At 48.6% G+C, this 24,554-nt stretch carries 29 protein-coding genes; 15 read left to right on the top strand and 14 right to left on the bottom strand.

Annotated features, from left to right (window positions below; translation table 11 throughout):
* Positions 1 to 7 precede the first annotated feature (7 nt).
* The 7 genes from yfdR (at position 8) to K0335_RS19670 (ending at position 4,797) form a co-directional block, all read left to right on the top strand.
* The gene (gene yfdR / locus K0335_RS19700) at positions 8 to 544 is read left to right on the top strand and encodes a 5'-deoxynucleotidase (RefSeq protein ID WP_219394027.1); all 537 of its coding nucleotides are present in this window, start codon (positions 8 to 10) and stop codon (positions 542 to 544) included.
* Positions 535 to 897, top strand: a complete 363-nt coding sequence (locus K0335_RS19695) for a hypothetical protein (RefSeq protein ID WP_112025630.1) — start codon at positions 535 to 537, stop codon at positions 895 to 897. The genes yfdR and K0335_RS19695 overlap by 10 nt, the downstream gene beginning before the upstream one ends.
* Entirely contained in the window at positions 894 to 1,109 is a 216-nt protein-coding gene (locus K0335_RS19690; protein ID WP_001331173.1) for a hypothetical protein, read from the top strand. Before K0335_RS19695 ends, K0335_RS19690 begins: the two co-directional genes overlap by 4 nt.
* Positions 1,110 to 1,168: 59 nt before the next feature.
* Positions 1,169 to 1,375 (top strand): hypothetical protein, encoded by a 207-nt coding sequence (locus K0335_RS19685; protein ID WP_001331174.1) that lies wholly within the window; start codon positions 1,169 to 1,171, stop codon positions 1,373 to 1,375.
* Positions 1,336 to 2,511 carry a site-specific integrase gene (locus tag K0335_RS19680; protein ID WP_219394025.1) on the top strand — a complete coding sequence of 392 codons (1,176 nt, stop codon included), beginning with the start codon at positions 1,336 to 1,338 and terminating at the stop codon, positions 2,509 to 2,511. Before K0335_RS19685 ends, K0335_RS19680 begins: the two co-directional genes overlap by 40 nt.
* 39 nt (positions 2,512 to 2,550) lie before the next feature.
* Positions 2,551 to 3,369: a hypothetical protein gene (locus K0335_RS19675; RefSeq protein WP_021574737.1), complete on the top strand. Its 819-nt coding sequence runs from the start codon at positions 2,551 to 2,553 to the stop codon at positions 3,367 to 3,369.
* A gap of 228 nt (positions 3,370 to 3,597) precedes the next feature.
* A complete protein-coding gene (locus K0335_RS19670) occupies positions 3,598 to 4,797 on the top strand; it encodes an integrase domain-containing protein (RefSeq protein WP_000124722.1) in 1,200 nt (399 codons plus the stop codon).
* Here K0335_RS19670 and K0335_RS19665 read toward each other — a convergent pair whose 3' ends face one another.
* The 7 genes from K0335_RS19665 to K0335_RS19635 all read right to left on the bottom strand — a co-directional run bounded on the left by K0335_RS19665 (position 4,798) and on the right by K0335_RS19635 (position 9,843).
* Positions 4,798 to 6,495, bottom strand: a complete 1,698-nt coding sequence (locus K0335_RS19665; RefSeq protein WP_021522835.1) for a DUF2326 domain-containing protein — start codon at positions 6,493 to 6,495, stop codon at positions 4,798 to 4,800.
* Positions 6,482 to 6,715, bottom strand: a complete 234-nt coding sequence (locus tag K0335_RS19660; RefSeq protein ID WP_219394024.1) for an ABC-three component system middle component 6 — start codon at positions 6,713 to 6,715, stop codon at positions 6,482 to 6,484. Before K0335_RS19660 ends, K0335_RS19665 begins: the two co-directional genes overlap by 14 nt.
* Complete coding sequence (locus tag K0335_RS19655; RefSeq protein ID WP_000534626.1) at positions 6,702 to 7,250, bottom strand: hypothetical protein; 549 nt, start codon at positions 7,248 to 7,250, stop codon at positions 6,702 to 6,704. The genes K0335_RS19660 and K0335_RS19655 overlap by 14 nt, the downstream gene beginning before the upstream one ends.
* 2 nt (positions 7,251 to 7,252) lie before the next feature.
* Positions 7,253 to 7,513 carry a hypothetical protein gene (locus K0335_RS19650; protein WP_001553315.1) on the bottom strand — a complete coding sequence of 87 codons (261 nt, stop codon included), beginning with the start codon at positions 7,511 to 7,513 and terminating at the stop codon, positions 7,253 to 7,255.
* Positions 7,514 to 7,965: 452 nt separating this feature from the next.
* On the bottom strand, positions 7,966 to 8,538 hold the full coding sequence (locus K0335_RS19645; RefSeq protein ID WP_000446146.1) for a phage polarity suppression protein: 573 nt from the start codon (positions 8,536 to 8,538) through the stop codon (positions 7,966 to 7,968).
* A 73-nt stretch (positions 8,539 to 8,611) separates the two neighbouring features.
* On the bottom strand, positions 8,612 to 9,112 hold the full coding sequence (locus tag K0335_RS19640; protein WP_000638628.1) for an ogr/Delta-like zinc finger family protein: 501 nt from the start codon (positions 9,110 to 9,112) through the stop codon (positions 8,612 to 8,614).
* Entirely contained in the window at positions 9,109 to 9,843 is a 735-nt protein-coding gene (locus tag K0335_RS19635; protein ID WP_001283029.1) for a hypothetical protein, read from the bottom strand. The genes K0335_RS19640 and K0335_RS19635 overlap by 4 nt, the downstream gene beginning before the upstream one ends.
* Positions 9,844 to 10,395: 552 nt before the next feature.
* Here K0335_RS19635 and K0335_RS19630 point away from each other — a divergent pair.
* The 7 genes from K0335_RS19630 (at position 10,396) to K0335_RS19600 (ending at position 16,328) form a co-directional block, all read left to right on the top strand.
* Positions 10,396 to 10,662 (top strand): AlpA family transcriptional regulator, encoded by a 267-nt coding sequence (locus K0335_RS19630; protein ID WP_001149160.1) that lies wholly within the window; start codon positions 10,396 to 10,398, stop codon positions 10,660 to 10,662.
* Positions 10,659 to 11,249, top strand: coding sequence for a host cell division inhibitor Icd-like protein (locus K0335_RS19625; RefSeq protein ID WP_001565740.1), 591 nt, complete (start codon positions 10,659 to 10,661; stop codon positions 11,247 to 11,249). Before K0335_RS19630 ends, K0335_RS19625 begins: the two co-directional genes overlap by 4 nt.
* Entirely contained in the window at positions 11,242 to 11,529 is a 288-nt protein-coding gene (locus tag K0335_RS19620; RefSeq protein WP_001244670.1) for a hypothetical protein, read from the top strand. Before K0335_RS19625 ends, K0335_RS19620 begins: the two co-directional genes overlap by 8 nt.
* Entirely contained in the window at positions 11,522 to 11,977 is a 456-nt protein-coding gene (locus K0335_RS19615; RefSeq protein ID WP_000459301.1) for a hypothetical protein, read from the top strand. The genes K0335_RS19620 and K0335_RS19615 overlap by 8 nt, the downstream gene beginning before the upstream one ends.
* Positions 11,978 to 12,112: 135 nt before the next feature.
* Positions 12,113 to 12,433, top strand: coding sequence for a DUF5375 domain-containing protein (locus tag K0335_RS19610; protein WP_000856729.1), 321 nt, complete (start codon positions 12,113 to 12,115; stop codon positions 12,431 to 12,433).
* 14 nt (positions 12,434 to 12,447) lie between these two features.
* Positions 12,448 to 14,781 (top strand): primase-helicase zinc-binding domain-containing protein, encoded by a 2,334-nt coding sequence (locus tag K0335_RS19605; protein ID WP_219394022.1) that lies wholly within the window; start codon positions 12,448 to 12,450, stop codon positions 14,779 to 14,781.
* Between the two features lie 1,304 nt (positions 14,782 to 16,085).
* Positions 16,086 to 16,328: a DinI-like family protein gene (locus K0335_RS19600; RefSeq protein WP_000497434.1), complete on the top strand. Its 243-nt coding sequence runs from the start codon at positions 16,086 to 16,088 to the stop codon at positions 16,326 to 16,328.
* Positions 16,329 to 16,400: 72 nt separating this feature from the next.
* Here K0335_RS19600 and K0335_RS19595 read toward each other — a convergent pair whose 3' ends face one another.
* From K0335_RS19595 to K0335_RS19565, 7 genes are all read right to left on the bottom strand, one after another.
* The gene (locus K0335_RS19595) at positions 16,401 to 16,733 is read right to left on the bottom strand and encodes a heavy metal-binding domain-containing protein (protein WP_104920105.1); all 333 of its coding nucleotides are present in this window, start codon (positions 16,731 to 16,733) and stop codon (positions 16,401 to 16,403) included.
* A 280-nt stretch (positions 16,734 to 17,013) separates the two neighbouring features.
* A complete protein-coding gene (locus K0335_RS19590) occupies positions 17,014 to 17,976 on the bottom strand; it encodes a sugar-binding transcriptional regulator (RefSeq protein WP_000361628.1) in 963 nt (320 codons plus the stop codon).
* A gap of 123 nt (positions 17,977 to 18,099) precedes the next feature.
* A complete protein-coding gene (locus K0335_RS19585; RefSeq protein WP_160193883.1) occupies positions 18,100 to 18,957 on the bottom strand; it encodes a phosphogluconate dehydrogenase C-terminal domain-containing protein in 858 nt (285 codons plus the stop codon).
* On the bottom strand, positions 18,947 to 19,795 hold the full coding sequence (locus tag K0335_RS19580) for a sugar phosphate isomerase/epimerase (RefSeq protein ID WP_104920107.1): 849 nt from the start codon (positions 19,793 to 19,795) through the stop codon (positions 18,947 to 18,949). The genes K0335_RS19585 and K0335_RS19580 overlap by 11 nt, the downstream gene beginning before the upstream one ends.
* Positions 19,792 to 20,583 carry a triose-phosphate isomerase family protein gene (locus K0335_RS19575; RefSeq protein WP_219394020.1) on the bottom strand — a complete coding sequence of 264 codons (792 nt, stop codon included), beginning with the start codon at positions 20,581 to 20,583 and terminating at the stop codon, positions 19,792 to 19,794. The genes K0335_RS19580 and K0335_RS19575 overlap by 4 nt, the downstream gene beginning before the upstream one ends.
* The gene (locus K0335_RS19570; protein ID WP_160193881.1) at positions 20,574 to 22,328 is read right to left on the bottom strand and encodes a dihydroxyacetone kinase family protein; all 1,755 of its coding nucleotides are present in this window, start codon (positions 22,326 to 22,328) and stop codon (positions 20,574 to 20,576) included. Before K0335_RS19570 ends, K0335_RS19575 begins: the two co-directional genes overlap by 10 nt.
* Position 22,329: 1 nt before the next feature.
* Entirely contained in the window at positions 22,330 to 23,685 is a 1,356-nt protein-coding gene (locus K0335_RS19565) for an MFS transporter (RefSeq protein ID WP_000198850.1), read from the bottom strand.
* Between the two features lie 392 nt (positions 23,686 to 24,077).
* On the opposite strand from K0335_RS19565, the gene rpiB reads away from it, so the two are divergent.
* Entirely contained in the window at positions 24,078 to 24,536 is a 459-nt protein-coding gene (rpiB, locus tag K0335_RS19560; RefSeq protein WP_000955484.1) for a ribose 5-phosphate isomerase B, read from the top strand.
* Positions 24,537 to 24,554 lie beyond the last annotated feature (18 nt).

The raw sequence follows: 24,554 nt of genomic DNA, 5'->3' as shown, positions 1-24,554 counted from the left end.
GAACAAAATGTCATTTATTAAAACTTTTTCCGGGAAGCATTTTTATTATGACAGGATAAATAAAGACGACATCGTTATTAACGATATCGCGGTTTCCCTTTCAAATATCTGTCGCTTTGCAGGACATCTTTCACACTTCTACAGTGTCGCCCAACATGCGGTGCTTTGCAGCCAGCTGGTGCCGCAGGAATTTGCTTTTGAAGCTTTAATGCATGATGCAACAGAAGCATATTGCCAGGACATCCCCGCACCACTGAAACGACTTCTTCCTGACTATAAACGGATGGAAGAAAAAATAGACGCCGTAATCCGTGAGAAATACGGGTTACCTCCTGTTATGAGCACGCCAGTGAAATATGCCGATCTCATTATGCTGGCAACCGAACGCCGCGATCTCGGGCTTGATGATGGCTCTTTCTGGCCTGTACTGGAAGGTATCCCGGCAACAAAGATGTTCAAAGTGATTCCACAGGCACCGGGCCATGCCTACGGGATGTTTATGGAACGTTTTAACGAGTTATCGGAGTTACGCAAATGCGCATGAATGTTTTCGAAATGGAAGGGTTTCTTCGTGGGAGATGTGTACCGCGAGATCTGAAAGTGAATGAAACAGATGCTGAATACCTGGTGCGTAAATTCGATGCGCTTGAAGCTAAATGTGCAGCACAGGAAAACAAAGTAATACCAGTGTCAACTGAACTGCCACCAGCAAATGAAAGTGTTTTGTTATTCGATGCTAACGGAGAAGGCTGGCTGATTGGCTGGCGTTCTCTCTGGTACACCTGGGGACAAAAAGAAACCGGAGAATGGCAGTGGACATTTCAGGTCGGGGACCTTGAAAACGTCAATATCACTCACTGGGCAGTAATGCCGAAAGCACCAGAGACTAAGAAATGAGCGTGATAAAAACTCATACAGGAATTGTTATCACCCGAGACGGTGAAAAGCGGATGAAATTACATTCCACTGAAACGTCCTGGGTTGCCGGACGTTGTGAATCCTACGACAAAAAGACTGGTTACCGTTGGGGTGCACCTAACATGCGTCGCCGTCTGCTACTGGACAGCATCAGGCCAATAAAACAAGTAGCAACCAGAGAACAAAATTAATTATCAGGACTGGAATTTGATATTACTGCCCATGTGCAGCGGGCTAAGTGGAGAAACATATGCTGAACCTCGATTGTGTTCCTATCTCAACTTATTGCAAAGAAACTGGCGAAACTCCTGAAGCAATAAACAAACGTGTACAGCGCGGTGTTTGGCGTGAAGGTGTTCAGGTTTTAAAGGTTGAAGGCGTTAAGGAGAGGTGGATTGATCTTAGTGAGGTTGCAAAATGGGCCAGACAAAACTGCTCAAACTACCGCGCGGCGTAACAATCAGGAAACACCGCCAGGGCGAAACGATCAATATAACTTTCACCTACAAAGGTGTTAAATGTCGTGAGCCTCTTTCCAATCTGGAAGTAACACCAAAGAACATTAAATACGCCGAGCGCACACTCGGCGAAATTCATAATAAGATCGAAAGGGGAACATTCATTTATGCGGAATATTTTCCCCGTTCTGCTCGTTTGAAAATTTTTGGTAATGCTGCTGCAGGCAAAACGATAAAAATGTACCTGGACGAATACCTTGAAATCTGCGAAACGAGAAAACTTTCACCCTCTACGATTGGTGGTTATAAAAAATGCCGTAGTGCGTTAGCCTCACTCCACATTTGCCCTGCAAGTGAATTAACACCAGCAATCCTGAAAGCGTGGATTCAAAGCCAGAAAACGACCTTAAAAACAATTCGCAACCAGTTATCTTTCCTGCGGTCAGCACTTGATGAAGCCGTAACCGATGGGGTACTTCAAATTAACCCCGTATCGTTGGTAACTGCTTCGCGCTACCAAAGTGATAAGTCAGAAGCAGAAAGCAGCTACGTGGTTGATCCGCTATCACCAGCAGAAGTTGATGCATTACTAGCAGCAGCCGGAAACAAACAATGGGAGAATCTGTTCCGGTTCGCTATACATACAGGTCTGCGTAGTTCTGAATTATGTGCCCTTCGATGGCGTGATATTGACTTTGTAGGGAGGACTGCCCACGTCCAGAGCGCCAGTGTTGTTGGTGTAATCAAAGGTACCAAAACAAAAGCAGGTACTCGAAAAGTTGAACTGACAGATGAAGCAATGTCTGCACTAATAAATCAGAAACCGTTCACTTTCATGAAGGACGCGACTGTCTTTGAAGATCCAAAAACTAATAAACCTTGGGCCAGCGCAGACGCCATAAGAAAGAAGGCATGGGTGCCAACTTTACGTAAAGCCGGAGTCCGTTACCGTAATCCTTATCAAACTAGACATACATTTGCTACAAAACACATTAGTCAAGGTGTTAATTTGTTTTGGTTAGCCGCTCAAATGGGGCATAAAGGACCAGAAATGCTATTTAGGCATTACGGCCGTTATCTTAAAGATTATGATAACAATAGCACACACAATTATTTGATAAATAGTACTAATTAAATGATAATCTCTACTTCTGATTGGAAGTAGAGATTTCACATGAATAACACAGATTTAATAAAAATGTTAGGTTACTCAATTACCACTACCGACTTCATAGCCATAATAAGTGTCATAATTGCATTTTTTGCAATGTACCAAACATGGCAGCAAAGAATAATTTCAAACAAACCTCAAATCTTACCTAAGAATACAAAATTCACATGGATGCACAGAGATAACTTGAAATTATTTAAGAACATAGAAATATCACCAACCACTTTGAATATAGAGCTTCTCAACATAGGTCTTGGCCCAGCTATAAAAATAAACCACTACTGGTCTGAAGAGTATGAGAAATATATTAAGATAAATAAATTCAAAATAGATAATAACAACACACAAAAATCACATGAGATATTTTTGCAAAATGAAGAGTTTTTTACAATCAAAGACAACAATAACTTCTTGAATGTTGATATTTTTGGTAGAGGTCCGCAAAAACATAATAGCTTTCAAAAAAAAGGAACTTTGATAGAATTTATAACTCCGAATATTAAAGACAAAGAGAAAACAACCATACCATTTCCCCCATTGGTGCCGGAATTAATTGGTAATTATCTTGTAACCACCTCCATCTCATCGTTTATAGGGCCGGACCTTATCCTTGAATATAGAGATGTAAACAATAAGAAAAGAAAGAAAATTTTCACAACAGAATTTAAGAGCGTATCTTTTTACGGAAATGGCTTAGATCTAATTTTAGACATAGATATTCTTTTCACATCCAAACAGTGTTGGACACAGGTTGTCCTAGAAAGGATACGCAAAAGCTACGCAGATTTTATGGATGAGCATGATTTTAATAAAAACAGATAGTTAAAAAAATTCGGACTCGGGTTCAACTCCCGCCAGCTCCACCACTTGCTCTTCCGGATACGTCCGGAGAAATCCTGAAAGCCCGCATGGCACAAGCTCTGCGGGCTTTTTTGTGTCTACCGTTGTCCGAGGATATCCAGCTAAATCCAGTGATTATTGGTATACGTTTAGGTATACGGTAGGATGTATACCTAAACGCGTATACCAATTCATGAAGGAACGGCTAAAGTGGCAAGAACGACACGCCCCCTGACCAACACAGAAGTTCTGCGCGCTAAAGCGTTAGAAAAGGATCTAACGTTGCATGATGGCGATGGTCTTTTTCTGCTCGTTAAAACGAACGGTAAGAAGTTATGGCGTTTCCGTTATCAACGTCCAACAACAAAGCAGCGAACAATGATGGGGCTAGGTGCATTTCCCGCCCTCTCACTTGCTGACGCCCGGCGGTTAAGAGCGGATTACCTTTCCTTGCTAGCCAACGGAATTGACCCGCAAATTCAAGCTGAGATTGTAGAGGAACAGCAACAAATTGCACTGGACAGTATTTTTTCAACAGTCGCCGCTAACTGGTTCCAGCTTAAAAGCAAAAGCGTTACCCCTGATTACGCGAAAGACATTTGGCGTTCACTAGAAAAAGATGTATTCCCTGCCATCGGTGAGATTCCAGTTCAGCAAATCAAAGCCCGAATGCTTGTTGAAGCCCTAGAGCCAATCAAAGCACGTGGGGCGCTAGAGACGGTACGTCGTCTGGTGCAGCGCATTAATGAGATAATGATTTATGCCGTAAACACAGGTCTGATTGATGCCAATCCAGCATCAGGTATTGGGATGGCCTTTGAGAAACCTAAAAAGCAAAACATGCTTACTCTCCGGCCAGAAGAATTACCGAAGCTGATGCGTTCTTTAATTATGTCTAATCTATCCGTTCCGACACGTTGTCTTATTGAGTGGCAACTACTGACCCTTGTGCGCCCTTCTGAAGCCTCCGGTACAAGGTGGGCAGAGATCGATCTCGCAGCAAAGGTCTGGACGATTCCACCCGAACGGATGAAGGCCAAGCGTGAGCACATTGTTCCTCTATCTTCTCAGGCATTAGAAATTCTGGAAGTAATGAAACCAATCAGTGCTCATCGTGAACATGTTTTTCCCAGTAGAAATGACCCGAAACAGTCAATGAATAGCCAAACTGCTAATGCAGCACTCAAACGCATTGGTTATGGTGGGAAATTAGTTGCTCATGGGTTACGATCCATCGCAAGTACTGCACTCAATGAAGCCGGATTTAATCCTGATGTAATTGAAGCAGCTCTAGCACATAGTGATAAAAATGAAGTACGAAGAGCTTATAACCGCTCAACGTACCTTAATAAAAGAATAGAACTTATGGCATGGTGGGGAAGGTTTGTTTATAAAACAAACCTTTTATAACTATACTTTAAAGAACTTATTTGTCGAAGATAACTCAAGGATCGAGTTACTCATCATCATTTTCATGTCCGCATCTTCTGAAAACTTATCACTTAATATTGACACAATATATTGACCATTTATATTATTTGCTTCAAAAAATATATCTCTAATTTGATTCACATCGACATCTTCAATGCTATCATGAATAACAAAAGTAGGTCTCTTTAATTTAATCTTATCCACAAACTTAATATAAGCCAAATCAAATGCAGTTATTTCACCTTTCTTCTTGCCGCCATTACTGTTTGGTGTAACGCATGATATATCAAAATTACACTTACCTTTATCAACATCAAAGGAAAGATCAAAAATGTATCTTTCCCCATATATTTCCTTTGTAAGATCACCAAAAAACTCATTGAAAATCTCGATGTTTTTTTCCAGACCTTGAACTGCTAACTCTATTTCTAAAAGTAATTTCTCTCGACTATCTTCAAGAGATTTTATAAGGGCATTTGTATCATTAATACGCGAAAGATTAGACTCTATGCTAGCAAGATTTTCACGTAATTCAGTAAGCTTATTAAATAATTGATTTATAGACTTTAATGTTTCAGGTTCTTTGATTGTTCTAAATAGGGATGATTCTTGTTCATGAAGATCATTGATTTTTTTATTTACAGTTTCTATTTCTTCTTTTTTCTTTAACAATTCAGATTCTAAAAAACTGATTTTATTCTTAATAATATCATTATGGAACAATACCATTTCTTCGTAAGTCCTTTTAAGTTCCCCATTAAAATAAATCCCCGCAGAATTATATATTTCCATTAAATCATTTTCTACAAGTTGTGTGATATTATTCTTCAAGGACAAGATCGATTCTTCGATATTTCTTACTCGCATATTTAAGGAGGCATAGCTCAAAGAATAATCACTGATATTCTTCTGTATTTCTGAAAGCTTTTTTAAGCTTTCATCATGACTATCTTTAAAATCGAAGTTCTTAATATTTCTTTCCGCCTCTGCAATTTCTTTCTTCAGAGGCTTAATCATTTTTGCTAAAACAGTCTCTCTATTTGGATTCCTGTATGCGGCAAGATATGTCTTTTGTTTTTTTATCTCTTTGTTAAAATCACCTTTTTTCTTTATCAGAGGTAACCCATTGAACCCAAATAAAAACAAGTATAATAGATCATAGACATCAGGAGTCGTATTCCCATGTAAGAAATTAAGCGTTTTCTGCATTTTATCATTCGTGTTTCTAATAAATTTATGCGAAACATTCCTCAGTGATGGCTTATCTGTAGTTAACCCAAACACTGCTTGAGCTATAAATTCAGAATATTGTTTCTTATCTACTTCAACATCATTTAAAAAATATTTTGAATTTTTATCATCAATAGATATTATACGTGAAACAACTGCCTTTTTATTTTCTACCGTATTGAAATCCAATGAAAATTTCAAAACATTATTATTAATTAACGATACAATTTCAGGTATATCTTTTCCAAACTCTGCATCATGATAAATATCATGACCTGATGACATAAATAAATAATCTAAAACACGCGATAATGTGGATTTACCTACACTATTGCCGCTATCTTTGCCTGATGTTCTTTTATTTACAATTAGATTCAGACCGTCTTTAAACGTCACCTCTCTTACAAGAGAGTCATTTTTTAAAATAATAAGTTTATTGAGCCTCATATACTATTCCACCATTTCCATCTAACTCAATTGCGCCGATTATGAAAAGCCAATCTAATGAGTAAAGAAAAAGATCAAACGATAACTCGAAGATAGAATTTACTAAATCATACAATCGAGATATTTCAATGACCATTGATTCATTACTTTGAAAGATCCTAAGCACTACACTTCCAATATATACAGGATTTGCTTTTGGATCCGTATCAATTGTAATCATTTGGATTCTCCAGCACTATACATTCGATAATAGCATAGCTAACAATCATACGAATGCCATAATCAATATCTTCCTGTAAAAACTCTGAATCTAAATTAGAACACGAACTAACTGTTTCTTGAGCAGCTCTAATAACATCATCTATAATATTATCCGAGTTTTTCCTTATGAGTTCAATGTTAAATGGTTTCTCATAAAGACCATATAATCCCAATGCAGTATTATAATAACCTCTAAACTGTCTTTTCAATTTGACACTACCATTTAAAATTATAGCATCAAGTGTTTTTATGGATTCATCAACTAGCAGAGCATCTTCTTTATAAAGTTCAGCTACCCATCTGTTTCTTTTAAGATCATTGAATTCTATTTTAACATCAATATTTGATGCTATTCTGTTTAAGTTTTGCTCGCTACCAACTGAATTAGAAATAATTTCAATTAACTTACCAATAACACTGGCTCTTAACATTCTTGGCTGGTTGTTTATATGCACAGGACCAGTATTATTATTGAAATTAACACCAGAACCCATAATTACCCCCGATTATCAATATTCACAGGACCATTATTATCTTGAAAATATTGAGAACGCGCTCCTTGATTAATGAAGTTTCTATTAGTTGTAATTTTTACAATCTGGGAATTAAGATCATTTATTGTAATGTTAAGTTGTTTTATCTCATTATCTTTCTTGGTTACTTGCATAGTCTGATATATTGCTATACATCCAGAGATCACCCCAACAATATATCCAAAGGCACTTACATATTCGTTAGCAAGTAGTGATGCAATCATTTGGAGCTCCATTTCAAGCTGAAAGATTTAAAGTCACAACAATCTCATCCTATTAGGGTAGCTAAGATAGCAACTCATGAAGAGTAAATAAATAGGTATTAATCATTATCGTTTACATGATCTAATTCAACATAGTTCCACTCATGGCCTCTATACTTTCTCATAAACACAGTGTTTAGCTATGTGGGCTTAAGAGGTCTAAATTGATGTACTTACTTTATCAATTGATATAACCCCAAATTATAATCGTTTCATATCATTGACGCGCAGTGCTTTCCCCGCCTCGCCCGCCCGCTTTGCGGGGCGGTTTTAATGCAGTTGCACTGACACGCTCAGGCCGCGCCGGGAATGGTGCGGTCTGCAGAAAATGAGGCAGGAAAACGCATGCAAAGTCATGCACCTTATCGATGCATGGCTTTTTTCAGTAAAAACGGGCGGATTTTCGGGGAATTTTACACAGACTGACGTGATGCCAGTTGCGCACTTTTACGCGAAAAAATCATGTTCTGCGCAGGGGTGAATTTTTCACGGCTGTCATCCACCGAAGCCGCGTCAGGCCTGAATCCGATGGTCGTTAAAATGTCGCTATCCTGTGCGGAATAATTAATTTTTTCCCCCTTCGCAAGCCAGGACAGAAGGGCTTCACGCAGGGCATCTGTGGCACGCTGTATGGCACAGTTTCGGGCAATGGCCGTCAGCTCACTGTAGCCCATCAGCTCCGGTGCCAGTGCGGCCGCCAGTACTGTGCCGTGCTGCTGCATAAAATCATTCAGCCGGTCGCGGATGCTGATGTGCTGAACGGCTTCATGCGAACGAATATAACGACCGGCGGCCTGATTCACCTGCCATTTTCTGACTTCGATAATATTGCGTAATTCGTCCAGGCGACTGACATTTCTGCCTTCTCCTGACAGAAGCCGCAGATATTCCTGTTCGGCCGCTGCCAGCTCATTTTTGCGTTGCAGCCATGCTGCTTTGTTATTCTGACAGGTGTCAAAGGCCTGCTGTAAGGCTGTGCTTTCCATCGTTATCTCTTTCTCATCATGCTGAAGAATAAAAATACGGTGTGCGGCGACGGCCGGTGTTAACCGGCAGCCCTCATTCCAGACGCAGCGAATATGATTGTGTTTTTAACCGTACTGGCGGCAGTTCCTGTTTTTCATGCAGGCGTTCTGCCAGTTCGTCCGGTGTGACCGGGCGGACAATGAAGCGGTTGATGGTCTGAAGCGTTTTAAACACCAGACCACAGCCCGGATCCGTGCACACATAAAAACGCTCGGTGACTTCCTGAGACAGACGCCGCGATGTTCTTGACAGTGCAAGGCCTTTACATCTCCGACAACAATATCCGGTAACAAGCATTCTTTTCGGGCGTTTCATGCTACCGGAGGCTGACGTCAGTGAATCGCGGTATCTCTGTTTGCCTGAAATGTATTCCATTCCTGAATCTTTACAGTCAGAGAAAAAGCTTTCACTCGCTTCAAATGTCGCAGAGCAATAAATATTCCGGCACTGTGCAATCATTATCTTGGTGCCATCGTCCATGAAATGTGCGCGACGGGTGTGAGCAACATGTCCACACGACGGGCAGTAAATCATGACAGCAGTCCTCTGGCCTTAAGCTCTGCTCCCTGCTGGTCTATTTTGTCCTGCCACACCTTGCGCTGTGCCGGTGTGCCTGCCACCTCATAATCCATGTGCGGGAGTGTTGCCGCTGACAGTCCGGTCAGCCGGAGAACCGGCTCGCCGGTGAGGCTGATTTGCATCTGTTTAATTTTCTGTTCCAGCGATGATTTCACCTGCTGCATGACAGCCTTTTCCGGTGCGACGTAGCCCTGATGGCCGGTGGTGTTGGCGAGCGGATTTTCCTGTACCAGGATACTCAGATGCATTGCCCGGACAAGCGCCTCACAGGTTTCATTCAGGGCGTGTTCCAGCTCATGCTCTGCATACAGACTCAGAAGGTGATGATGTGCCTTCCGGTAGGCGGTGGCCGTGCTGTCACACGCCCCTTTCAGGCGTTCGCGTTCAAAATTCAGCACCACGGCCAGATTGTCATATTCCTGTACCAGCTCCCGGCGTGCCACGCGCTCAATGTGGCGCTGTTTCAGCTCGTCGCTCAGGACACCACCGGCTGCACGAAAGGCCGTGCGCCAGTCGTCAGCGTCGTTTCCGTCGGCCTGCGTCAGCGCATTTTTTTCCTGCTCTGCCCGTTCAATGGCCGTGACGGTCTCATCCATCAGGCGAGCGTTCTCAAGGTGGGCGGCTCTGGCCTTTTCCAGTTGTGCCAGTGCGGGTTGCAGATATTCAGGGATGGTGTTGTCAGACATTTTCCGGCTCCTCGTCACTTCAGGTTGAGAAAATTGTGACGTACACCGGACAACAACACGACGCATTACAGATGTGCCAGCCCTGACACAGGAGACTCATCCTCAGACCGGCAAGCCAGGAAAAGGTCGCAGGAAAAACCGGCTTACTGTTTGTTTTTTTATATTTTACTGTTCACCTCTGTTCACCATAAGAAAAAAGATAAGTAATACAGTAAGTTAAAGGGTGAACAATCGCAGTAATGACTGTTCACCGTCTGTTCACCACTGTTCACCCGTTGATGAGCTTTTTGTGCTGTTTATTACTGTTTATTTTTATTAATTCACTGAAATAAATAAGAAAAAAACAATTTGTATTTCACTATAATTTTTTCCAGCTCCTTCCAGAGCGTTTTAAAGCTATCTGGCGCTGATGTGCAAAAAACACACAGCCATTGTAAGGCTGCCGGAACAAATCCCCCCTGTTGCGTCTGCTGAAAATATTCACAAAATAAAGCGCTACCCGAAGCCGGACGGACTTATCCGGTGCTGTATGGACATTAACGAGGTAGCCCGATGCAAGCTGTTTTTTCTTCCCCGTCTCCCGCCCCTGTGACGCCACTGATGCCGCTGCCGGACATCACGCAGGAGCGTTTTTTACGTCTGCCGGAAGTGATGCACCTGTGCGGCCTGTCACGCTCGACCATCTATGAACTCATCCGTAAGGGGGAATTTCCGCCGCAGGTGAGTCTTGGCGGTAAAAATGTGGCCTGGCTGCACTCTGAAGTCACCGCATGGATGGCCGGGCGCATTGCCGGACGCAAACGGGGGTACGACGCATGATGATGCCCGCTCTGCAAAAAGTCCCTTTTTCTGGCTTGCCTTTTTCCGGCATTTGCGGATATAGTTTTTCCGCTGCCGCAAAATCGGCAGCCGGGCGTGAGAACCCGTGTAACTCGAAGGCGACATATGACGCGCCATGCGTCTTTTTTTGTGTCGCAATCAACGCCACAGAGCGCCAGATTATGGTGTGGCGTGTGGTTTGCCGTGCAGGTATGATCCTGTTCGCAATCGCATGTTATGCCACTGAGTCAATGGTAGCTCAGGCGGGGCAGCCTCCGGGCTGGCCGGTATTCTTCGAGGCCGGTATTCTCACCCCCGTCTGGGCTATCGCCATCGAGCGTGAGAACTCCGGCGATAGCAGTTATTTGCTACTCGAAGGAGGCTGCCTTATGGCTACAACCCTTACCCCCTCACACCCTGAATTTGTCTTTGTTTTTGCGGCTGTCCGTCGCGCAGACCGTCATCCCCGTATCTGTATGCTTCGCACCGTCGCCGGTGATGAACGCAGCGCCCGCCGTTCCCTTGTCCGTGACTATGTGCTCTCCCTTGCTGCCCGTCTGCCGGTGGTGGAGGTGTCCCGTGCGTAATAAAAAAGCCCCTCAGACCGTCTCAGCGCGTCATGACGCCCGTGAACACCTCAGCATTGAGGCTTACCATAAGCTCAACCGCGCCAGCGCCGTATCCCGGTTTGTTGGGGGTGATTTGATTCACCGTGAACTCTCCGGCCTGCATCAGCTCTACATTCCGCATATTTTCAGCTACCTGAATGAAGATATTGATTTTGTGCTGAATGAGCTGAAAGCCAAAGGCCTGTGCCGCGATTTTCTCGCCCAGCAGAAAGACCGGGGAGACAGGACGCATGTTTGATTTTCCCCAGCCCGGTGAGATTTACCGTTCTGCCGGTTTTCCCGATGTGGCCGTGGTCGGCATTCTGGAAGACGGTATTCCGTGGGAAATGCCGTACCGCTGCCCGGACATTGTCTGGAATCCGTACCGCCGTAAATTCAGTATCCTTGTGCGTATCCTCGCCGACGGGCGCACCACAGACATCCCGCTGGGGCGTTTTCTGCGGGAATTTACCTGTGACCGTCCTGACCTGTTTAAACGCAGCCCCGTAAACCGGCATGCGGTACTGAAAGAAATGGCCGGAGACCCGGAATTACAGAAATGGCGGGAGAAATATCTGGATATTTACCCGCAGGACACTGTTCCGGTCAGCCGGGCGGCACCGGTGGCGCGGGAATGGCGGGAAATTCCCCGCACGGAGCCTGACCCGGAAATCACCCCGGATAACAGTTACCGCAATTATCTGTAATTAAAAAACGACACCCGAAAAATTAAATGTGCGTATTCGCGCAGGGATACGCACGTCTTCAGGAGACGCAGATATGCCTTATCAGTTAATGCAACCGGCACGGAATGCAGTCATCTGTCACAGGGAGGAAAACAAATGAAAACACCCTTACCGCCCGTCTTACGCGCTGCCCTTTACCGTCGCGCTGTCGCCTGTGCCTGGCTGACCGTGTGCGAACGTCAGCACCGCTACCCGCATCTCACCCTTGAGTCACTGGAGGCGGCCATCGCCGCTGAGCTGGAAGGCTTTTATCTGCGCCAGCACGGTGAGGAAAAAGGGCGTCAGATAGCCTGTGCCCTGCTGGAAGATTTAATGGAATCCGGCCCCCTGAAGGCCGCGCCGTCGCTGTCCTTTCTCGGGCTGGTTGTGATGGATGAACTCTGTGCCCGTCACATAAAAGCGCCGGTACTGCACTGAAGGAGAACAACACCATGAAAATGAACGTAACCGCCACCGTCAGCCATGCGCTCGGCCACTGGCCGCGTATTCTCCCGTCGCTGGGGATTCAGGTGCTGAAGAACCGTCATCAGCCATGTCCGGTCTGTGGCGGGAGTGACCGCTTCCGTTTTGATGACAGGGAGGGGCGTGGCACCTGGTACTGCAATCAGTGTGGTGCCGGTGACGGCCTGAAACTGGTTGAAAAGGTGTTTGGTGTTTCCCCGTCCGACGCGGCCGCAAAGGTGGCTGCCGTGACCGGCAGCCTGCCCCCGGCTGACCCGGCAGTGACGGCCGCCGCCGGTGCTGAAACAGACGCTGCCCGGAAGAACGCCGCCGCACTGGCACAAACCCTGATGGCGAAAACCCGTACCGGAACCGGTAACGCCTACCTGACCCGCAAGGGCTTTCCCGGCCGGGAATGCCGGATGCTGACCGGCACACACAGAGCCGGTGGCGTGAGCTGGCGCGCCGGTGACCTTGTGGTGCCACTGTATGACGACAGCGGCGAACTGGTTAACCTTCAGTTAATCAGTGCTGACGGCCGTAAGCGCACCCTGAAAGGCGGACAGGTCAGGGGCACCTGTCACACCCTTGAAGGACAGAATCAGGCCGGAAAACGTCTGTGGATAGCGGAGGGATACGCGACCGCACTTACCGTACATCACCTGACCGGTGAAACGGTGATGGTGGCGCTTTCTTCCGTGAACCTCCTTTCTCTGGCCAGCCTTGCCCGGCAGAAGCATCCGGCCTGTCAGATTGTCCTTGCTGCTGACCGTGACCTCAGCGGTGACGGCCAGAAAAAAGCCGCCGCAGCCGCAGATGCGTGTGAAGGTGTTGTTGCCATGCCGCCGGTCTTCGGTGACTGGAATGATGCCTTCACGCAGTACGGCGGGGAAGCCACCCGTAAGGCCATTTATGATGCCATCCGGCCACCGGCTGAAAGCCCGTTCGACACCATGAGCGAAGCGGAGTTTTCCGCCATGAGTACCAGCGAAAAGGCCATGCGTATCTATGAGCATTACGGCGAGGCGCTCGCGGTCGATGCCAACGGCCAGCTTCTGTCCCGCTATGAAAATGGTGTCTGGAAGGTGCTGCCGCCACAGGACTTTGCCCGGGATGTGGCCGGGCTGTTTCAGCGTCTGCGTGCGCCGTTCTCCTCCGGGAAGGTGGCCTCCGTGGTGGACACCCTGAAGCTGATTATTCCGCAGCAGGAAGCCCCCTCCCGCCGCCTGATTGGCTTTCGTAACGGCGTGCTCGACACGCAGAACGGCACGTTCCACCCGCACAGTCCGTCACACTGGATGCGTACCCTGTGCGATGTGGATTTCACCCCGCCGGTGGAAGGGGAAACGCTGGAAACCCACGCTCCCGCGTTCTGGCGCTGGCTTGACCGTGCCGCCGGTGGTCGTGCGGAAAAACGCGACGTGATTCTGGCCGCACTGTTTATGGTGCTGGCAAACCGCTACGACTGGCAGCTCTTTCTGGAGGTGACCGGTCCCGGCGGCAGCGGCAAAAGTATCATGGCCGAAATCGCCACCCTGCTGGCCGGGGAGGATAACGCCACGTCGGCCACCATCGAGACGCTGGAATCCCCGCGTGAACGTGCCGCGTTAACTGGCTTCTCACTGATACGCCTGCCGGACCAGGAAAAATGGAGCGGCGACGGTGCCGGACTCAAGGCCATCACCGGCGGCGATGCGGTGTCCGTTGACCCGAAATACCGGGATGCGTACTCCACGCATATCCCGGCGGTGATTCTGGCCGTGAACAATAACCCGATGCGCTTCACCGACCGCAGCGGCGGCGTGTCACGCCGGCGGGTGATTATTCACTTCCCGGAACAGATAGCCCCGCAGGAGCGCGACCCGCAACTTAAGGACAAAATCACCCGCGAGCTGGCGGTCATCGTGCGTCACCTGATGCAGAAGTTCAGCGACCCGATGCTCGCCCGGTCACTGCTTCAGTCCCAGCAGAACTCAGACGAGGCGCTGAACATCAAACGGGATGCCGACCCGACGTTTGATTTTATCGGCTATCTGGAAACCCTGCCGCAGACCAGCGGCATGTATATGGGGAACGCCAGTATCATCCCGCGCAATTACCGTAAATACCTCTATCACGCCTATCTGGCCTACATGGAGGCAAACGGCTACCGGAATGTACTCAGTCTGAAAATGTTCGGGCTGGGGCTGCCGGTGATGCTGAAGGAATACGGACTGAATTACGAGAAGCGCCATACCAAACAGGGGATACAGACCAACCTGACGCTGAAAGAGGAAAGCTACGGCGACTGGCTGCCAAAATGTGACGACCCTGCAACAACCTGACCCACGTGACCGGCATCTGCCGGTCTTTTTTTATCCCTGAATTCCCCGAAGGTGAACAATCCACTGTTCACCCTTCACCGTATATTCACCCGTTATCACACTGAAATTAAAAGAGAAAAATGAAAGGTGAACAGTGTGAACAATCAAATCAAAAAAAACTTTTTTCTTCCGGTGTGATTTCAGCACGGGGGATTAATCACCGGTATGAGTCACACCGGCAGAATGCCGGAGGTGAAGAATCGAATGTTCACCCTTCACCCATTATTCACCACCTATCCAACTGAAATAAAAGGAAAAAACAGAAAGGTGAACAGTGTGAACAGTTCTTTCGAAAAAAAAATTTTTTCCTGTACGATATAGCATCAATCCAAGTAAAAATGCGCTTTCATTTCACATTAACTTACAGCCATTGGTATACGATTAGGTATACGCACAAAAACTGAATTAAACAAAATCGTTAAAAATCAAAGCAATATAATATTTATTCAAACTCCGCCAGCCCAAAATTCTCCATCGGTGATTACCAGAGTCATCCGATGAAGTCCTGAAAGCCCGCATGGTGCAAGCCCTGCGGGCTTTTTTGTGCCTTCAATTTGTCTCGCAAAATCTCAAGCAAACTAATTTATTCTGAACTTTTTAAGCCCATTGTCAGGCCCAACGAAAAGAACCATCGTTTTCATTGGGTCTAAAAGCATGGAGACGACTCATGGCAATGACGCTCCTCTGGAACATCAGAAAAAACAGCGAGAAACTCCCATGAGGCCAATACCAACACTTTCTGTTAGTTGCCGAGCGTAGGTGGAATGTAAAGAAAGACAGAGCCATAGAAGTGTGTGCTGACGATATTTCGCACTCATAAAATAAATCAAATGGATACGCGAAAGCGTAGCCTTTTTCTTGGGCTGTGGCGGCAAAATGGCGACAGCGAATTTGAGTAGTGACAATAAAGAACCATGTAATGCGGATTGCGACTGATGACAAATGCAAATTGCCTGATGCGCTACGCTTATCAGGCCGACTAACCTCCTGAAATGCATTGTATTTTATTGACATTTCAGAACGAACAAAACATTTACCCCGCATCCGGCAGGAACAATGCGCAATTTATCAAGAATCTGAACCCGCGTATTGCGAATTCAGTCTGCTTATGCGGACAAAAATATAATCCTCAAGCTCTACCGTTCTCACATCATTGATGATGTAGGCGTGCATCTGAATAGTAGATGCGAAGTGCCATATCTTGAACACTGGTTAGAAATACAGTATAAAAACTGTATATACGTCCAGTTAAGAGGCAATGCGCAATGTTCGTGGAACTCGTTTATGACAAAAGGAATTTTGATGGTCTGCCTGGTGCAAAAGAGATCATTTTAGATGAACTGAGTAAGAGAGTGCACCGGATCTTCCCGGATGCAGATGTCCGGGTTAAACCGATGATGACACTGCCAGCGATTAACACGGATGCCAGCAAACATGAGAAAGAGCGGATAAGTGCCGTCGTTCAGGAAATGTTCGAAGAAGCGGAATTCTGGCTGGTAAGTGAGTGATATCCTGGAAGATCCGCTTCAACCGTATATTGATATCGCTGTTGCGGATCTGCGCCCATTCTCGCCCTGCAGCTACGGGGAACAAGTCAGTTTTTTAACTACTACGGCATCCCCATAGGCTATTACATAGGTAACCTGCCATTTTGGCCCCTGCGCTTCGTATGAGCCCGTCATAATTCTGGCGTTAACAACCGCATTCGCACCACTTTTATTTGCCGTTTCAAGTAACTTTTGAAACACGCTTGTCTCTCGCTTTGTTATGTCACCAGCAACATTTTTAATAACGTATTCAACAATACCGAGTGACTCCACCGCATCATACCCCGGCAATGAGGGAAGAGTGGTGCAACCCTGCGTCATAAACGTGTTTTCACGCACTCCACCAAGTTTGTCAAAAAGTCCCATGTTCCTCCTGAGTAGCTCAAATATGAGTTCGCTTCATCCGGTTTGGTGTAAATGCCCCATTGCCGTATGTTGTCATGATTCGCCTGGCAGAGCATCCCACTTTAATTATCTCGCCAACAAGCAGAGGAACACGATGCCATAAAAGACGGTATTCCTGCGATAATCATAAAATTTGGCTATAGAGCCACATGAAAGAGTCAGGATAGCCGCCTGTCGTTATGTTTCGATTTATATACCTACACAATTGGCAATATCACCCACTGGATTTATTAATCCCAAACTATTGCGTCATACTCAAAATAGTGCGGATATTGCGCGCACTGGTGGCGATAATATCAATCACACCAGTACGTAATGCGCCCATAATTGACATTGCTTTGGTGTTCTCGGAGGCGATAGCAATAACGCACGGGATCTGGCGTAGCTCTTCAATACTCAACCCGATGACGCGATCGTCCATCACGGTATTGACATGTTTCCCCTGGGCGTTGAAGAAATCATACCCCGCTATATCGCCCGTGACCCCCTGATTGAGACTGGCATCGTTGATCTCCTGCGGCGTAAACCAGCCCAGCTTCACCATATAGCTGTTCTCATTCATATCACCAATACCTACCAGCGCGATATCCGCTTTGCGTGCGCGATCCAGCGTCTCCTTTATGGTGCCATTACGCATCAACGCCACTTTAAGCTCGGGATTTTCAACGTAGGCGGGCGCATAGAGCGATTCGCTGCTGCCGCCAAATTTCTTCGCCAGAAGACGGCTGATATGGTCGGCGTTGATGACATCGCCAGGACGATGCGTACCGCCAATACCGCAAACAAAATGACAATCTTTTGTCTGGATTGGGCTGATGTGTTCAGCGACTGCCGCCACATTACGCCCCTGCCCGACCGCGACGACCATATTGTCACGCAGATTATTGGCGAGATAATTAGAAACCAGCGCTGCCACCTGGCGGCGCTGTTCATCTTCATCATTATGATCAAGAGCAATCAAAGCGCGGGAGATCGGGAAACGTTCCTGCATCTGTTTTTCAAGCTGGGTGCTGAAAACCGGATGATAACGAACGTTAATCTCGACAATGCCCTCTTCTTTCGCACGCTTTAGTAACCGACCAATTTTAATCCGTGAAAAACCGAATCGATTGGCTATCTCTTCTTGTGTGACCTCATCGCAGTAGTACGCAATGGCTATCTCGGTGAGTAGTTCAAAATCCTGAGTCTGGCTGGATTTGTCCATGCGAGGCGGGTTCTCCATAGAAGAAAAGAGGGATGACATTGCCGTTTAGCAAAAATTGTATCAGATCTGCTGACGCAGAGAAAAAGATCTGCTCCGCCATCAGGGGGATAGCGGAGCGTTGTATCAACGTTTAATGCGGTCGATTTTCAACATTCTGGCGATGACTTTATCCAGTTCCTGCTCTTCAAAAATCACTTTCCAGTCCGGCTTAACGATTTTTTCGCGGCCATATTCCATCGCAATCATGCAGGCATCAGAGAACGGGTTCGTCGCCCGGAAAGCCACAGCAAGCGCAATCTGAATATGTCCGTACAGCATGGCTTTCGCCGCCTCTTCCGGGACACCGCTGTGTTTCACCGTCTCATCAAGCGCTTCTTTCATAAAGGCACCAACCATGCAGGCCACCGTCTCCACCAGCGTCGGCTCCAGGTAAGCAAGCTGCTTCACCGTCACCCAATGCACCTGCTCTACCGGGCCATACATGCAGCTGATCACTTGACTTAACTGCGCTTTTTGCGCCTCGCTGCCGGTCTCAAAAGAGGCGGCAACGTGCTGCACTGCCGCAACGCCGCCAAAGGCATCTTCATGTTCTTCTTTGGTATAGCGTTGCAGGAACACCGACGGGTGACAGGGGTGCGCAACGGCGTACTCAATCCCATCACGCTGGGCGATGAGATTCGCATAAGCGGCTGCTGGATCAAGCGTCAGTAAAATTGCCCCCTGTTTCATCTGCGGAACGACCGATTCTGAAACTTTCCCCAGCGCAATATCAGGTACTGCCAGAATAACCACATCGCTTAACGGAACGACGGACTGCGCGTCGGAAAGCTCGCGCCCTTTCGCGATGATCTGCTGCTGTGCCGCCGATGAGTTTTCGCAATAAAAAACGTGATAGGCGCTGTTCTGGAAATTAGCTGAAATACGCATCCCCATTTTGCCGCCGGCACCGATGACGGTAATCGTTTTTAATTCAGCAGACATGGTCTGACTCCTTAGATTGGGTGGAAGAAGCATTGATTAAGTTTTGCTTATCAAGCAGATAACGCATGTTATTTTCGGTCCAGGCGGCTTCCAGACGACAGGTAGTTTCGCTATCGCCCTGCCAGGGCAGCCAGTGCTCAATAATCTGGTTGATACCACGCGTTTGTGGCTGAATTTGCTGGTAAATATCGTCATAGCGCAGCAGTCCTTCACCAAGCGGACAGCCTGCCAGCGTAAAGCCCACCCAACCGTCGCGGCGGGAGAAAGCGAAATCTTTAACATGCCAGTTCAGAACGTAAGACGCCGTTTTCGCCACCACCTCCGCAGGCAATTCCAGGCTGGCAATGCAGTTGGCGGGATCAAGGCAAATGCCAAATCGCGCCGAGTTTATCGCTTGTACCAGCGCAATATTGTCGTCGGTCGGCACCTGCTCGTAAGTTTCTAAACAGATAGCCACGCCCTGTTGTTCAAACGCTGGTAGCACCCTTTCCACGCTGCACCGGGCTTCGCTTAAGGTCGGGCGATGATCCGGGCTGTTGATCATGGTGCGCAGTAGCGAGCACTCCAGTTCAGCGGCAATCGCCAGATAACGTTGCAGATGGTCTGGCTTAATGCCTTTAGTACCCAGTTCCAGCGTGATCCCGGCACGGGCAGCGTGTTCTGCCAGCCGAGTGCGCTCACCGGAGGACCACTGGGCGATTTGTGGATAATCGCAAATCTGAAATACCGTCGCGCCAAGGCGCTGGCTGTCGTCAATGGCGTCGAATAGGCTGAGAGGTTTGGGCGCTTTTTCTGATAACTGCCAGAAATAGGCCCAGGTGCTGAGTCCAGTTTTCACAGATGCTCCTTCGTCTCGCTGCGCGTTAACAGGGTATAGGCCTCATCCAGGATCGCCGCTATTGCAGCAGGCTGATGGGCGAAACGCCCGAGGAACAGGCCATCGACATCCGGCCACAGCTCGCTCAGTAACCCCGGTCCGGCGCTGCCGCCGTAAATCACGCGGTGATGACCCGCAACAGTAGACAAATAACTGCGCAGTCCCGCACAGACGGACTGGATATATTCTGCGCTGGCAGGCTGCGGCGCGCCTATGGCCCACTGCGGCTCCCAGGCAAAAATCAAATCCCCGCTAAGCCCATGCTGTTGCAGAAAGTGAATGATGAGGTTCGCCTCCTGAATGGCGAAGTCGGTGGCATCAGCAACAGGCAGTTGCTGCGGCTCACCGATACAGATAACCGGCGTCAGGCCGTTTTCCAGCGCCAACTGCACTTTGCGGCAAATTACCGCGTCATCCTCATGAAAATGACGACGCCGTTCAGCGTGACCAATTTCGACAAATCGCCCGCCCATTTCGGCAACCATCGCCGCACTGGTTTCTCCAGTCCAGGCGCCAGGCGCTGCGGGGGCAATATTCTGCGCTCCAACCTGCATTGCCGTACCAGCGAACGCGCCCAGTGTACCGTCAATGACCGCCGCAGAGGGAAAGGTAAATAAGGTGGTTTGCGGGTATGCTTTTAACAGCGGATGTTGCCGCACGATTTCCGCTACCTGCCGACTCCAGTCAAGGGTTTGCGCATAACCGAAATACATTTTCAGGCTCACGCCGAGAGTGAGGTTCACTGCCATACCGCCCCCTCTTTCTCACGACCAGCCGCTTCGGTAAAACAGCCGCCCACTGCCGTAACAATCATCGCCAGCGAGACGGCGCCCGCATCCGGCGTTCCCAGGCTGCGTTCAGCCAGCGGGCGGGCGCGACCAATTTTCGGCAGCAACTGTGCGGTGTCTTTCGCACATTGCTGCGCATAACTTGCGGCAGCGCGCCACGCCTGAGCCAGCGGCAAACCTTTTTCGACGTTTTCATTCAGCGCTTCGCTAAATGGCAACAGGACATCCACCAGCGTTTTGTCACCCGGTTTAGCCTTACCGAAATGCATTACCCCGTGGGCTGCGTCACTCACGGCCTGGACGACGGTATCCGCCTGCGGTTGCTGCTGATTACCCAGAGCGGTGCCGAGGGTATTTAAGATAACGCCCCAAATCGCGCCGGAAGTGCCGCCAGCGTTATCTGCCCACGCGTCGGCGGCCTGTTGCAAAACGGTGCCTGCGCCTGCGCCCAGCGCCAGGTATTGATGCGCACTTTCGCGCGCTGCTCGCACGCCGCGCTCCATACCCATACCGTGGTCGCCATCACCGGCTACCGCGTCAATGCGCCCTAACTCATCAACGTTTGCAATCACCACCTCAGCCAGCGCATCCACCATCGCCACTACGCGAACGGCGGCGCTACGCGAGGCGTCAGACGCCGCGGGAACGGTCTGCTGCTGACATTCATCGTCACTGCTCGCCTGTCGTGGCTGCGCGGCAATTACCGCGCCACGCCTGAAAGCCGACGTGTAAGCCGGAGCCTGCCACTGTGCCTCTAATGCTTCGCTAAACCAGATGAGCGTCAGTGACAGGCCCGCCATATCGAAACTGGTGACAAATTCGCCGACCTGAATATCAGCCAGGATAATGCCCTGCTCGTTCAGCCGTTTCTGCACGCTGTGCCAGACCACAAAAAGTTCTTCATATTTCACAGAGCCGAGGCCGTTTAAGATCGCCCCAACGCGGGCACCTTTGATGCTCACGCCAGATGGAACATCGTTGAGCAGATGTTCAACTAACATTGTCGCCAGTTCATCGGCCCCCGGCACGGCTATTTCACGGATACCCGGTTCGCCGTGGATCCCCATGCCAAAGCCCATTTGCCCTTGCGGAATGGTAAACAAAGGCTGCTCCGCCCCTGGCAATGTGCAGCCAGAAAAGGCGACCCCGATGGTACGGGTGCGATCGTTGGCGTGTCTGGCGACGGTAAGTACCTCTTCCAGTGAAGCCCCCTGCTCCGCCGCAGCCGCAGCCGCTTTGAACACCACTAAATCGCCCGCCACGCCGCGGCGTTTTTCGGGCTCATGTTGTCCGGCGCTGGTGATGTCATCAGTAACGGCGATAAGTTCGCAGGGAATGCCTTCTGCAATCAGGCGCTCCCGTGCGAGGCCAAAATGCAGAACGTCCCCGGCGTAGTTACCAAACGCTAACAGCACGCCCGCCCCGTTGTTGGCGGCTTTCGCCACCGAGCAAATTTGCTGCGCGGAGGGTGAGGCGAATAAGTTTCCCATCGCCGCGCCGTGGGCCAGCCCCTGGCCGACCAGCCCGGCAAACGCCGGGTAGTGGCCCGAGCCGCCGCCGATGATAATCGCCACCGTACCTTGCTGACTTTGGGTATTGCGAATAACCCCGCCCGGCACCTGGCGCACGATGTCAGCATTGGCGCTGACGAAACCCGCCACCATCTCTTTGGCAAAGTCGGAGGGATTATTAAAAAGCCATGTCATATTAGTGCTCTCCTGCTCGTTTCATCTTCACATCGGCGGCACTGGACGTATGGGGAATACGGCTTAATACCAGCATCAGAATTGCCGACAGCAGCATAAATCCCCCCACCACCATCATTGGCGCCAGATAACTGTGCGTTACATCGTGCAGCGCACCGGTAATGTAGCCCGCCGAAAAACCGGCCACGTTGCCAAGGGTATTGATCAACGCCACAGCTGCGGCGGCAGACGCCCCTGAGAGGAACTGTGTTGGTAAGGTCCAGAAATTAGGCAGTGCGGCAAAAATGGCGCTGGCGGTTAATGAGATAACGACCATCGTGGCAAACGGCGTGTCCATATAAAGTGCGGTGGGGACAGAAATTGCGCCGACCAACGCGGGTAGTGCGATATGCCAGGTTTTGCAACCGCGGCGCGTGACATCACGCGACCAGAAGTACATCACAATCGCCGCCACCAGATACGGCGCGCCAGTAATCAGCCCTTTTTCCATCACGCCAAAGGTGACGTTAAACTGACTCTGGAAACCGCCAATAATGGTTGGCAGGAAAAACGCCAGTGCATACAGGCCGTAAACAAAACCGAAGTAGATAAGACACAGTACCCAGACGCGACCATTGGACATCACTGAACGCAGGCTGTGGTTGGCGGCACTGGATTTCTGCGCATCTTCCCGCGCAAGCTCAGTGTTCAGCCACTGTTTCTCCTGTGCCGTCAGCCATTTGGCATCGTTAGGTTTATCAATCAGATAGAACCACGCAATCACGCCCACGACGATAGCCGGAATCGACACACCAAGGAACATGACGCGCCAGCCTTCAAGGCCGAACAGACCGTGTTGATTGATAAACCAGGCCGCCAGCGGTGCGCCGAAGACCACAGTCAGCGGCTGCGCGAGATAAAACAGTGCCAGAATTTTGCTGCGATGACGCGCCGGAACCCAGGCGCTGAGGAAAAATATCGCGCCAGGGAAGAAGCCCGCTTCCGCCACACCCAACAGCAAGCGCAGGATATAAAGCCCTTCAACATTGCTCACCCAGGTGAATAAAAGAGAAACGATTCCCCAGGAAACCATAATACGCGCCAGCCAGCGGCGCGCGCCGTAACGGTGCAACGCCAGGTTGCTGGGAACTTCCAGAAGAATGTAGCCAATAAAGAAAATCCCTGAGGCCAGGCCGAATTGTGCCACCTGCAATCCAAGGTCCTGCATCATGCCGTTAGGACCAGCGAAGGAGATCGCCGTTCTGTCGAGGAAGTTAATGAAAAACATCAAAGCAACAAAGGGGACGAGACGGATAGAAATCTTACGAATCGCGGATTTTTCTACCTCAGTCGCAGGTTTTTGCTGAGTACGAGTCACAGTGTCTCTCCTTCCGGAAACCTGGTTGCCGGTGGGATCAGAAGGTAAATGTTTTTGCTGGCTTACCAGCAATGATGAATACGCGTAATTCCCTTCCTGCTCGTGTAATCCATTTACATTTTTGCTACATGACAAATGTACATTAGCAGCTCATAAGATTTGCGCATATGCTCGACAAGTAAAAATGTGATCGCCCTCATAATGTCTTTCCTGGCGACTTTCAAATCCTGAAAGCGGGTAAAAATGGGCGTTAACCGATCTTTTTTACTGTTCATATGAAAACACGTTGAACTTATGTTTATTAAAAGCTACTTTTTATCCAGTTACAAAATGTTCACATGAATGATCATTGCTCATATGAACACCCATGTCCCCTACTATGAGAAACCATTATGTTAACAATCGCGATTGGTGCTGATGATGCGGCAACCGAGCTGAAAAATCTGGTGAAGTCCCATTTACAGTCGAAAGGGATCGAAGTTGTCGATTTCAGCCACGACGTGGGTGATAACTCGCTCATTTACCCGGATATCGCCTTTAATCTGGCCAGTGCTGTCAGCGATGGCACTTACCTGCGCGGCATTCTGCTGTGCGGCACCGGTATAGGTATGGCAATTGTGGCGAATAAAGTGCCGGGTATCCGTGCCGCGCAATGTCACGACACCTACTCCGCCGAGCGCGCCCGTAAGAGCAACGACGCGCAAATCATGACGATGGGCGCGCGTGTTATCGGCCCGGAGCTGGCGAAGAATATTGTTGATGTGTGGCTGGCTTCAGAGTTCGAAGGCGGACGCTCAGCGCCGAAAGTTGACAAGATCAGCTACTACGAGAAACAGGGTAAATCTGCATAACCTCTCTTTTATGAAAGG

The sequence above is a fragment of the Escherichia sp. GZ89 genome, from assembly GCF_019366485.1.
GTDB lineage: Bacteria > Pseudomonadota > Gammaproteobacteria > Enterobacterales > Enterobacteriaceae > Escherichia > Escherichia fergusonii.
Note: the sequence above shows the minus strand (reverse complement) of the source record. Positions and strands in the feature narration are given on the sequence as shown.